This window comes from Bacillus sp. F56, from assembly GCF_001748205.1.
Taxonomy (GTDB): domain Bacteria; phylum Bacillota; class Bacilli; order Bacillales; family Bacillaceae; genus Bacillus; species Bacillus stercoris.
The window spans coordinates 179,296-191,172 of record NZ_BDFC01000008.1 but is presented as its reverse complement, the minus strand read 5'-3'; the positions used below and the strand labels follow the sequence as shown (position 1 = coordinate 191,172).

11 protein-coding genes and 1 pseudogene are annotated in these 11,877 nt (G+C 46.3%); 4 read left to right on the top strand and 8 right to left on the bottom strand.

The features are described from left to right. Nucleotides 1–16: 16 nt before the first annotated feature. From BFW96_RS14675 to BFW96_RS22110, 3 genes and pseudogenes are all read right to left on the bottom strand, one after another. Nucleotides 17–349: a YckD family protein gene (locus tag BFW96_RS14675; RefSeq protein WP_069839824.1), complete on the bottom strand. Its 333-nt coding sequence runs from the start codon at nucleotides 347–349 to the stop codon at nucleotides 17–19. An 80-nt stretch (nucleotides 350–429) separates the two neighbouring features. Next, complete coding sequence (locus BFW96_RS14670; protein WP_014662729.1) at nucleotides 430–885, bottom strand: RDD family protein; 456 nt, start codon at nucleotides 883–885, stop codon at nucleotides 430–432. Nucleotides 886–904: 19 nt separating this feature from the next. Continuing rightward, nucleotides 905–1,086, bottom strand: a pseudogene (locus BFW96_RS22110) (hypothetical protein). A 161-nt stretch (nucleotides 1,087–1,247) separates the two neighbouring features. Between BFW96_RS22110 and BFW96_RS14665 the strand changes: the two are divergent. Next, nucleotides 1,248–2,111 carry a transporter substrate-binding domain-containing protein gene (locus tag BFW96_RS14665; RefSeq protein WP_040084210.1) on the top strand — a complete coding sequence of 288 codons (864 nt, stop codon included), beginning with the start codon at nucleotides 1,248–1,250 and terminating at the stop codon, nucleotides 2,109–2,111. Between the two features lie 9 nt (nucleotides 2,112–2,120). Continuing rightward, the gene (locus BFW96_RS14660; RefSeq protein WP_069839823.1) at nucleotides 2,121–2,801 is read left to right on the top strand and encodes an amino acid ABC transporter permease; all 681 of its coding nucleotides are present in this window, start codon (nucleotides 2,121–2,123) and stop codon (nucleotides 2,799–2,801) included. Nucleotides 2,802–2,847: 46 nt separating this feature from the next. Here the strand turns inward: BFW96_RS14660 and zinU are convergent, their stop codons facing one another. The 5 genes from zinU to BFW96_RS14635 form a co-directional block, all read right to left on the bottom strand. Next, the gene (gene zinU, locus BFW96_RS14655) at nucleotides 2,848–4,041 is read right to left on the bottom strand and encodes a zinc metallochaperone ZinU (protein ID WP_040084212.1); all 1,194 of its coding nucleotides are present in this window, start codon (nucleotides 4,039–4,041) and stop codon (nucleotides 2,848–2,850) included. Nucleotides 4,042–4,071: 30 nt separating this feature from the next. Next, nucleotides 4,072–4,209 carry a hypothetical protein gene (locus BFW96_RS21750; protein ID WP_069839822.1) on the bottom strand — a complete coding sequence of 46 codons (138 nt, stop codon included), beginning with the start codon at nucleotides 4,207–4,209 and terminating at the stop codon, nucleotides 4,072–4,074. Nucleotides 4,210–4,359: 150 nt separating this feature from the next. Next, nucleotides 4,360–4,977: a L,D-transpeptidase gene (locus BFW96_RS14645; RefSeq protein ID WP_069839821.1), complete on the bottom strand. Its 618-nt coding sequence runs from the start codon at nucleotides 4,975–4,977 to the stop codon at nucleotides 4,360–4,362. Beyond that, a complete protein-coding gene (gene folE2, locus BFW96_RS14640) occupies nucleotides 4,974–5,888 on the bottom strand; it encodes a GTP cyclohydrolase FolE2 (RefSeq protein ID WP_069839820.1) in 915 nt (304 codons plus the stop codon). The genes BFW96_RS14645 and folE2 overlap by 4 nt, the downstream gene beginning before the upstream one ends. 116 nt (nucleotides 5,889–6,004) lie before the next feature. Beyond that, nucleotides 6,005–7,210: an MFS transporter gene (locus BFW96_RS14635; RefSeq protein WP_014662721.1), complete on the bottom strand. Its 1,206-nt coding sequence runs from the start codon at nucleotides 7,208–7,210 to the stop codon at nucleotides 6,005–6,007. A 179-nt stretch (nucleotides 7,211–7,389) separates the two neighbouring features. On the opposite strand from BFW96_RS14635, the gene nirB reads away from it, so the two are divergent. Beyond that, complete coding sequence (gene nirB, locus BFW96_RS14630) at nucleotides 7,390–9,705, top strand: nitrite reductase large subunit NirB (RefSeq protein WP_069839819.1); 2,316 nt, start codon at nucleotides 7,390–7,392, stop codon at nucleotides 9,703–9,705. A gap of 6 nt (nucleotides 9,706–9,711) precedes the next feature. After that, on the top strand, nucleotides 9,712–11,844 hold the full coding sequence (gene nasC / locus BFW96_RS14625) for an assimilatory nitrate reductase catalytic subunit NasC (protein ID WP_069839818.1): 2,133 nt from the start codon (nucleotides 9,712–9,714) through the stop codon (nucleotides 11,842–11,844). Nucleotides 11,845–11,877: the final 33 nt, after the last annotated feature.

Sequence of the window (11,877 nt, the reverse complement as noted above, 5' to 3'; positions counted from 1 at the left end):
TTGGATGCTTACCGTCTTAATGTCTTTTTTCAAATTTATGCGGATGGAGATGGGGCTTTGGAACAAAGCCGTTTTGTTTCATCATTTCAAAGTGTTTGTCCATGTGATTTTTGATATATTCTCCTCTTTCTTTAGGCAGTACGCCGTATTGTACATACTTTGAGATCACGTCTTTGCGTTTTTTTAGAATCTCTGCTTCCATTTTTTCAATCTCTTTCTTTTGCTGATCTGTCAGTGTGACATTTGCGGGAGGCTGCTGCTGTTTTTCAGCGGCTTCAGCTATACCGGTCAGAGAAATGACAGCCGCGGCAATGAACATTGTGATCACGTTGATGGTTATTCGTTTCATCCAGTTTATTCCTCCAATCCTATTTTTCATATGTTTTGCTGCATTGTATTTTTTATGCATAAATATAAAAAGAGCGAATATTATTCGCTCTTTCTAATCTCTTCGTCAGTATAAAGTTCTTCTTCACCGGGTGACGCGTACGTGACATACGTTCCCGCGATTAAATCATGCAGGGTTCGTTTGTCTTCTCGTACGGCAATCAGAATCAGGCTGGCGATCAAGCCAAGTCCGAAGGTTATACCGTAAACAAGGCCGCCAACAATAACTCGTAAAAACATTGTTAACAGGCTGACTTGTGATCCGTCTTTTTTTACGATTCTGATTCCGCAGATTCTTTTTCCGATAAGGTAGCCGCGCCAAAACACTGGCAGCAGCATAGAGTACAGCAGAACAACCAAGCTGATGAACATGCTGTCGTTCGGGTCTTTTCCTGTAATCAGCCAATAGATCAGCAAAAGAGGTACCGAGACTATAATGTAATCTAACAATGCAGCTCCAAGTCTGATCCAAAATCCGGCTGGTCTGTAAATATTCATTTGACTCCCCCATTATGGTTTAAATGTTTCCATTTTCTTTCTCATCGAATATATCATATGCCTTAGGGGCATCAGCAAGACTTAATTTATTCTGAAGATCGCTTTCATGCCTCTTGACCATTTCTTACGGTATTGCTCTCTGCTGCACCTTCACTTCACAGGCTCCTATCCTTGGCACGTCTGGCATTCATCCTTGGACAACTCCTTTTTTCATCACCTCTTCCCTTCATAGCCGCTTTTAAACACCCGCCCATGCCTTTTGTATACACAATTCGAACTTTTTGAAAACGTCATCAACATATTGCAACCCCTTATGTTCAATGCTATCTTTTTAGTTGATTAACAGATTGGGGGAACTATAGGTGAAATCATTCAAGCAATCCAAAGCCGTTATATTCAGTTTCACAATGGCTTTCTTTCTTATATTGGCAGCTTGTTCCGGCAAAAATGAAGCCGATTCCAAGGATACGGGCTGGGAGCAGATTAAGGATAAAGGGAAAATCGTAGTCGCTACATCAGGTACGCTCTATCCTACTTCTTATCACGATACCGACTCTGGCTCCGATAAGCTGACGGGCTACGAGGTAGAAGTCGTTCGCGAAGCGGCAAAACGCCTGGGATTGAAGGTTGAGTTCAAGGAGATGGGCATTGACGGGATGCTGACAGCGGTGAACAGCGGACAGGTTGACGCAGCCGCGAATGACATCGATGTGACGAAGGACCGCGAGAAGAAGTTCGCATTTTCTACTCCTTATAAATATTCATACGGCACGGCAATCGTCCGTAAAGACGATTTATCAGGGATTAAAACGCTTAAGGATTTGAAAGGGAAGAAAGCGGCTGGCGCTGCTACCACCGTCTACATGGATGTCGCGAGAAAATACGGCGCCAAAGAAGTGATTTATGATAATGCGACGAATGAGCAATATTTAAAAGATGTCGCCAACGGACGCACTGATGTTATTTTAAACGACTATTACCTGCAGACACTCGCGCTCGCAGCATTCCCGGATCTCAACATTACGATCCATCCTGACATCAAGTACATGCCGAACAAACAGGCGCTTGTCATGAAAAAAAGCAATGCGGCACTTCAGAAAAAGATGAATGAAACATTGAAGGAAATGAGCAAGGATGGCACTTTGACTAAGCTGTCGAAGCAATTCTTCAATAAAGCAGATGTATCAAAGAAACTGAATGTCGACGTTCAGGACGTTGATTTGTAATCGGACGCCATGATCAATAGCATTCAGTGGGAATATATTTTCAACACGAAGCTGGCCATTGAATCGTTTCCTTATGTCATAAAAGGCATTGGGTATACACTGCTCATCTCTTTTGTAAGCATGTTTGCGGGAACTGTGATCGGCCTGTTCATATCACTCGCCAGAATGTCTAAGCTTGCTTTGTTAAGATGGCCGGCGAAGCTCTATATCTCATTTATGCGGGGCGTTCCGATTTTGGTGATTTTGTTTATCCTTTATTTTGGGTTTCCATACATCGGCATTGAATTTTCCGCTGTCACGGCTGCTTTAATCGGCTTTAGCCTTAACAGTGCCGCCTACATTGCGGAAATTAACCGTTCAGCCATTTCATCCGTTGATAAAGGACAATGGGAAGCGGCATCCTCGCTGGGCCTTTCCTATTGGCAGACGATGAAGGGCATCATTTTGCCGCAATCGATACGTATTGCGTTGCCTCCGCTTGCCAATGTATTGCTCGACTTAATCAAAGCGTCATCTCTCGCTGCAATGATTACAGTGCCGGAATTGCTCCAGCATGCGAAAATCATCGGAGGCAGAGAGTTTGATTACATGACCATGTATATTCTGACCGCTCTCATTTATTGGGCCATCTGCTCAATTGCCGCAACCTTTCAGAATATCCTTGAGAAAAAATACGCTCATTATGTTTAAACAAACGTTTCATTAAAAAAGCCGCTCCCCAGGGAACGGCTTTTTTCTATTGATTCAGTTTCCATTTAAATGGGTCTTCAAACAGCGACCAGTCGGAATCAAATTCATACTCAGTCAGCAGGCATTGATCAAGCTCTTTCGTGATCGCTTCTTCATCCAGATCAGTTCCAATAAACACTAACTGCGTTAGGCGGTCGCCAAATTCAGGGTCCCACTCCGCCAACATTTCCGGCTCTTGCTGTTTGACTTGCTCCTGCTCAAGCTTTGGCAGCGCCGCCACCCAATATGATACAGGCTCAATCGTAACCGACGGACCTGCTTGCGACATCAGTAAAGCAAGGTTGTTATGAGATGCGCACCAGACGATTCCTTTGGCACGTACCACGTTCTTTGGCATTTGATCCAGCCAACGGTAAAATCGTGTAGAATGAAACGGCAAACGTCTCTTATACACAAATGAAGAGATACCGTATTCTTCTGTTTCCGGGGTATGTTCCGCATGGCCTGCCGTCAGCTCTTGAATCCAGCCGGCCGATCCGCTCGCTTCCTCGAAGTTAAATAGCCCTGTATGTAAAATCTCCTGCGGTTTTACATTTCCTTTGACAGAACGTATGAATTTGGCCCTAGGCTGCAGTTTGCGAAGAACGTTTTCAAGCTGTTCGAGCTCTTGCTCGCTGACCAAATCACATTTATTTAAGATCAGTACATCACAAAACTCAATTTGATCGATCAAGAGGTCGGCGATTTCTCTTTCATCCTCTTCCCCCAATGCCTCTTTGCGGTCCAGAAGGCTTTCGCCTGACTGATAGTCATGCCAAAAACGGTTGGCATCCACCACTGTCACCATCGTATCCAGCTGACAGAATTTTGTCAGGTCGATTCCCATCTCTTCATCGATATAAGAGAAAGTCTGGGCCACCGGGATCGGTTCGCTGATTCCTGTTGATTCGATGACGATATAATCAAACCGTCCGTCCTTTGCCAGCTTCTCAACCTCTATTAATAAGTCTTCGCGAAGCGTGCAGCAAATGCAGCCGTTTGACATTTCCACAAGCTTTTCATCTGTTCTGGAAAGGCCCCCTTCCTGCTTAACCAAGCCCGCGTCAATGTTCACCTCGCTCATATCGTTTACAATGACCGCTATTTTTAAGCCTTCGCGATTCTGCAGAATGCTGTTCAACAATGTTGTTTTTCCCGCACCGAGATAACCGCTCAGTACGGTAACCGGAATTTTTTTCATACTAATGTCCTCCCTTATAAAATAGAATAATTACGATTTAATTCGTATGCTTCGCCGTATAAGCAATGGTGTAAGCAGCTTTTCGCGCTCCGAAAACATTTCTTGCTGCCGCCCGATTGCTAAATCAGTAAAGGCTCCAACCGCGTTTAATCCTTTTCCCCATCGCAAATCTCTTCCCCTTGCCGACAGCAAGATCCTTAATCAATGTCTTTCTGTTTCTCACGGATGCACAGCCAATGATAACCCATTTATCTCAAAACGTAATTATTACGATTTGAATTGTATGGTCTTTTTTCCTTTTTGTCAACAGCTTTCAATTCAGTTGATCACCACTTTTGTATGTTCAGGGATATTTTCATATATCCATTTCGCATCCGGGATGGTCAGCCTGATACACCCGTGAGATGCTTTCGTTTCTAGTTTTGCTGCTTCAGCTTTGATGACTTTTTGATCCTTTGTCATTGGCACACTATGAAATAGAAATTCTCCATGGTTTTTCCATGATACCCAATATTCCGCGCCTTCCTGGTATCCTTCGAAAAAAAACCATTCTCTCCGTTCCGGCTCTATATGAAAGGTACCCTTTGGCGTAGCATCATCTTTTGTTTGATCCAGTCCTGACGAGACAATCATTGTATATAAAGTTTTACTTCCTTCTTTGATGTAAGCCTTCTGTTCTTTCACGTCCACATCAATCCAGACATGTTTCTGCTTGATATCCGGGTATTTACCGCCCGATGGTTTTGTCCAATCGATGCTAGTTTTTTCTGTCTTTTGGTCGGACGTTACGTGCTCTGCCGTTTTCTTTGTATCAGCGCTTGCATGTTCTTCCGTTTTCTTTTTATCGGCACTTGCGTGTTCTTCCGCATGATCGGAGCATGCTGACAGCAGGCAGGCTGGCATAAGAACGGCAATAATGAATAATGAGAGTTTCATATTCCATCCACTTCCTTCGAAAAACACAGCTTCGCATAGGCATCGTGGAGATGGATCGATTCTTCATTGCGGCATTCAAGCTCAAAGGCAGACACCCATTCAAGCTCAAACAAATCTGCAGCAATCAGCCGGGCGAGATCCTCAACAAACCTCGGATTCTCATAGGCCGTTTCTGTCACCGCTTTTTCATCAGGGCGCTTCAATACCGGATGCAGTCTCGCAGAGGCATTTGATTCTGCGGCGTGAAGCAAATCAGCTTTAACATCACTTGGCAGCGATGCGGCCGGGTGAATATCCGCCCAAATGCTGACCGTTCCCCTCTGATTATGGGCACTGTATTCGCTGATTTCCTTGGAGCAAGGGCACAGAGTCGTTACTTTTGCTGAGATGCCGGCACGCTGTTTAAACGGCTGATCTTTGCGATAGGTGACAGACATGAATATATCAGCATGCATCAAACCCGCTTTCTCAAGCTTTGGGCTTTTCCGTTCGAAAAACCACGGAAACCTCACTTCAACTGAGGCAGATGATGTGTCCATGTTTTCTGCAAGCTCTTTCGTAAATTGCTGAAGAGAGGAAAATGAGAGAACCCAGCCGTTTTGATGATAGACTTGCAGCAGCTCTGTTAACCGGCTCATATTAATCCCCTTCTGATTTCTCGGCAAATTACAAGTCATTGTAAAGTTCGCAGCCGTTGTTTGCTCGGCAGGCATCATGGCAGAAGTGATTGTCACTGGATGGGACACATTAGCGACACCTACATGCTGAATGTCAAAAAAATAATCCTTCCTGATATTTTGCAGGTCCTTCATTTTCTCTTTTTCCACTGGTTTCTCGCCTTTGATCGGACTGACCGATCCAAAGTATTGAAGACGCTCCGTTTTTTTCGGGAGCAGCGTATGTTGATTCATTCAGAAAACTCCTCTCACTAACAAATCGTAATAATTACTATTTATTTTGATCGGTTCGCTGTTGAAAATCAAGAGAAAATAAAAAAGACACGCACAAATGCGTGTCCGTCAAAAACCTATACATCCGCCGGGCTGCTTTCCGCGCTCCAGCTTTTCCGCCAGTAATAGCCTGCGGCAAGGACAAGTGCAAACGCCAGCAGCGCGATACAGGAAAACGTGATAAAACCGATAGCATATGTGCCTGTCATCTGTTTGAGAGATCCTAGGATGTTCGGCAGGAAAAACCCTCCGATTCCTCCGGCCGCACCGACGATTCCCGTCACCATGCCAATTTCTTTGCGAAAACGCTGCGGCACGAGCTGGAATACTGCACCGTTACCCATTCCGAGCCCCATCATTCCGACAAACAATAGAACAATAACCATTGAAAGAGATGGCAGGCTGCTGACTCCGGCCATACACAGTGCCACGATGACAAACAGTACAGAAAGAACTTTCGTGCCGCCGACACGATCCGAAATCAAGCCCCCGACAGGCCGGAAAAAGCTCCCCGCCGCCACACATAATGTAACGAAGTCCCCTGCGTGAATTTTTGACAGCTGGTATTGATCAACAAAGAAAATAGATAAAAAGCTTGAGAGCCCGACAAATCCGCCAAATGTGACGCTGTACAGCAGGCAGAAAAACCATGTTTCCTTTTGCCCGAACACATGAAGATAGCTTTTGAGCGGCTGCGGAGCCGGCTGTGCAGGAGAATCTTTAGCCAAGGAGACAAAAAGAATAAAGACGATCAATAATGGAATAAGCGCAATTCCCATAACAATGTGCCAGCCGAACTGCTCTGCCAGACGAGGGCCAAACAGGGTTGCAAACAACGTGCCGCTGTTTCCCGCGCCGGCAATCCCCATCGCAAGCCCCTGCAAATGAGGCGGATACCAGCGGCTTGCCATTGGCAGCGCAACGGCAAAGCTTGCCCCAGCTACGCCAAGCAGAATCCCGATGGCATACAGCTCAGTCAGTGAACGGCCGCCAAATGTCCCCCACAACAACGGAATCATCGTCACCAGCATCCCGATCACTGCCGTTTTTTTCGGTCCGATTCTGTCCGTTAAAATACCAAGAATGATACGAAACACAGATCCAGATAAAATCGGCACAGCTACGACAAGCCCTTTCTCAAAAGGAGACAGGCCAAAATCCTGAGAAATATAAACACCCAGCGCCCCTAGCATAACCCATATCATAAAACTGACATCAAAGTATAAAAAGGAACAGAGCAACGTGAGTGGATGACCGCTAGTTTTCAGTTCCGACAGCTTCATAAGATTCCCCTTTCTAGACCCTCATTATTTTACATTTTCTGAATCAAGGATATAGGACCATTATTTTCTGGAAAAGACATGTGTAAGTTTTTGTGACACGTTTAATGCGTTAACAGTGCATTGTGACATAATTTTTAATAGGAGAAAACTTACGAGCTTCGCCAAAGGAGGTCTGATACATGAAGAAACAAAGATTGGTGTTAGCGGGAAACGGCATGGCCGGAATCCGCTGTATTGAAGAAGTATTAAAGCTGAATCGCCACATGTTTGAGATTGTCATTTTCGGAAGCGAGCCGCATCCCAATTACAATCGCATTCTCTTATCCTCTGTATTGCAGGGTGAAGCGTCACTCGATGATATTACACTGAACAGCAAGGATTGGTACGACAAGCACGGGATCACGCTTTACACAGGCGAAACGGTTATTCAGATTGATACAGATCAGCAGCAGGTCATAACGGATCGCAAGCGCATCCTGTCTTATGACAAATTCATTGTTGCAACAGGCTCCTCCCCTTATATTCTCCCTATCCCCGGGGCAGACAAAGAAGGCGTCTATGGATTTCGGACAATAGAAGACTGCCAAGCGCTGATGAAGATGGCTCAGCACTTTCAAAAGGCTGCGGTAATCGGAGCCGGCTTATTAGGACTGGAAGCTGCAGTCGGTTTACAGCATCTCGGTATGGATGTCAGCGTCATTCACCACTCCGCCGGCATTATGCAAAAACAGCTCGATCAAACAGCGGCGCGGCTGCTGCAAACAGAGCTGGAACAAAAAGGCCTAACCTTTCTTTTGGAGAAAGACACCGTCTCCATTTCCGGCAACACGCGGGTAGACCGAATCCATTTTAAAGATGGCGCTTCACTAAAAGCAGACCTGATTGTGATGGCGGCTGGCGTTAGACCAAATATTGAATTGGCTGTATCCGCTGGAATCAAAGTGAACCGCGGGATCATCGTGAATGACTGTATGCAGACAAGCGAACCGAATGTCTACGCCGTTGGCGAATGCGCCGAGCATAACGGAACGGTGTACGGATTGGTGGCACCGCTTTATGAGCAGGGAAAAGCGCTCGCCAGTCATATTTGCGGCATTCCATGTGAGGAATATCAAGGCTCAGCACCATCTGCGGCATTAAAAATAGCTGGAATCGATGTGTGGTCAGCAGGAAAGATCCAAGAGGATGAACACACGACGAGCATCAAAATCCACGACGAACAAGCAGGAGTTTATAAAAAAGCGCTTTTTGTAGATGACAAGCTGGCCGGGGTTATTTTATTCGGAGACACCCGTGATAAGCAGCGGCTTCTCGACAGCTTACTGAAACAACGAGACATCTCCATTGTCAAAAAGCAGATCATCGAACCGCAGAAAAGCGGCACTTTATTTGAATCCATGCCTTCCAGTGAAACGATTTGCCAATGCAACTCAGTGACAAAAGGCGCGATTGAAGGAGCGGTGCACACGAAAAACTTAACAACTCTTGAGGAAATTAAGCACTGTACCAAAGCATCAGGCTCCTGCGGAGGGTGCAAACCGCTTGTTGAAGAACTCTTGAGATATATGGCAAGCAGCGAATATACGGAGCCCGCAGGCACACCTTCATTTTGCGGCTGCACCGATTTTACGGAAGACGACATCATCGCTGAGCTTCAGCGCAGGCCATTCACTGATCCGGCAGAAGCAATGAACAAGCTTGGGTGGAAAACGAAAAACGGATGCAGTACTTGTGTTCCTGCGATTCAATACTACCTGGAAATGCTGTACCCCGGGTTTGTCCAGCCTGAGCCAGCCGCTGAAGACACATGCATCCTGATCCCGCAAATGTACGGCGGGCGGACAAACGCGGAGCAGCTAAGAAACATCGCCAACACCATCGAAGCATACAGCATCCCTGACGTATCCATCACTCACGGCCAAAGACTGAAGCTTTCAGGGATCAAATCTGCGGATCTTCCGAACATAAAAAAAGACCTGAAGATGCCCGTTTACACCAATGAACACCGGCACACGCTGCAAAGCATCAAAGCATGTACATGCGGGCAAAATCGATTGATTCAGCAGCTGGCAGCCCAAATTGAAAGACACCTTGAAACACTTTCCTTACCCGCTCCCATTTCTATCAGTCTATCATGTGAAACAGACTGCACCGATGCCGCCATACAAGATGTCGGCGCGATTCGGACACAAGCTGGCTGGGACATATACATCGGCGGCATCCGCGGAACTCATGCCCGTTCCGGAGTCCTGTTTTGCGTGACAGACAACGCAGAAAAAACTGTAGGCATGATCAAAGGACTGATCCAGTATTATCGTGAAACAGCTCATTACTTAGAAGCCGTTCATCAGTGGATAGACCGTCTCGGAATCGTTCATATCAGAGAAGTGCTTTTTGAAGAGGACCTAAGGACACAGCTGCTGGAAAGCCTTCATACAGACCAGTCGCTGATTCAAAATCCGCCTATAGAGGCTGGCGCACATAAGAAAGGATGAGGCATTTTGACCGAACGACTGCTTAGATATTTCCGCGATAAACAGCAAGACATCCAATCAGAAAAAACGTATGACACCCAATGCCCGTTTTGCAGCATGCAGTGCAAAATGCAGCTCGTGGAACAAACCATCGTCACACGGAAAAAGTACACAGCGATTGGGATTGACAATCCTACGACAAAGGGCCGGCTATGCATGAAGGGCATGAATGCTCACCAGCATGCCTTGAACTCCTCTCGCATCACCCACCCGCTGCTAAAGAAAAACGGCGAGTTTATGCCTGTTTCTTGGGAAGAAGCACTGAATTACATCAAAGACCAAGTGACGATGCTCCAAACAGAACACGGCCATGACGCCATGGCTGTATACGGAAGCGCCTCGATAACAAATGAAGAGGCGTATTTGTTGGGGAAATTCGCACGGGTGGGCTTACAGACAAAATACATTGACTACAACGGGAGGCTTTGTATGTCCGCCGCCGCAACCGCAGCCAACCAAACATTCGGCGCGGACAGAGGCCTAACGAATCCCTTATCAGACATTCCCCACACCCGTGTGATCATTCTGGCCGGCACCAATATTGCGGAATGCCAGCCTACAATGATGCCGTATTTTGAAAAAGCGAAAGATAACGGAGCTTACATCATTGCCATTGATCCGCGTGAAACAGCGACAACAAAAATCGCCGATCTTCATCTGAAAATAAAACCCGGCACAGACGCTGCCCTTGCCAACGGTCTCGTCAAAATCATCATTGACGAGCAGCTCATAAACGAGGATTTCATTCAATCACGAACAAATGGATTCAAGGAGCTGAAGCAGCATACTGACTCGTTAAACCTGAATGACATCGCCGAACAGACGAGTGTTCCGCTGGCGCATATAAGAAAAGCTGCTGTAAAGTTTGCAAAGGAAACGTCCGGCATGCTGTTTACAGCCCGCGGGATTGAACAGCAAACCGATGGAACAGCGGCGGTGAAAGGCTTCTTAAACATGGTGCTGATCGCAGGAAAAATCGGCAAACCTTACTCAGGTTACGGGGCGATCACCGGACAAGGCAACGGGCAAGGTGCAAGAGAGCATGGCCAGAAAGCCGATCAGCTTCCGGGCTACCGATCTATCGAAAATGAGCAACACCGGGCACATATTGCGAAAGTGTGGGGAATTCATCAGGATGATCTGCCGAGAAAAGGTGTCTCAGCCTATGAAATGATGGAAAAAATCCATGACGGCGACATTAAAGGACTGTTCCTCATGTGCTCCAATCCTGCTGTCTCCAGCCCAAATGCGAATCTCGTGAAAAAAGCCCTAAGAAAACTAACATTCTTTGTCGCAATCGATTTGTTTATTTCAGAGACTGCGGAATACGCAGATGTGATTTTGCCAGCCTCCTCTTATTTAGAAGATGAGGGCACCATGACAAATGTAGAAGGACGCGTGACATTAAGAGAAGCAAGCCGGCCATGTCCCGGCGAAGCAAAGCATGATTGGCAGATCATTTGTGATCTCGCATCCGTTCTCGGCAAAGGCCGCTACTTTTCTTACACGTCAGCGGAGGATATTTTTAATGAATTAAGAGAAGCGAGCCGAGGAGGGATCGCCGATTATTCAGGCATCACATATGAGAGGCTAAGACGTGAAGGCGGCATTCACTGGCCATGTCCGGAACCTGATCATCCCGGAACCGGGCGCTTGTTTGCAGAATCATTTGCTCATCCGGATCAAAAAGCGGCATTAAGTGTAATTCCAAATGAACCGCCTGTTCCAAAAGAGAAACCGACAGCCGATTATCCGCTTTATTTAACGACAGGCCGCGTCATGTCTCACTACTTAACAGGCGTTCAAACAAGAAAAAGCGCCGCCCTTGCCGCGAGACATTTTGAATCGTTTATGGAAATCCATCCGCAAACAGCAGCGACCCACAATATCGAGGACCGTGTACTGGTAAAAATAGAATCGCCGCGGGGAAGCATCACCGTCCGCAGCAAATTATCAGAACAAATCAGAAAGGATACCGTTTTTGTTCCCATTCATTGGGCAGACGCTCAAAATGTGAATGATTTAATCGGGGAGGCCTTAGATCCAGCCTGTAAAATGCCCGGTTTTAAGGTATGCGCCGTCCGTATCAGACCTATTTAAATTTTTCATAAAATTTTTAGAACTTTTCGTATA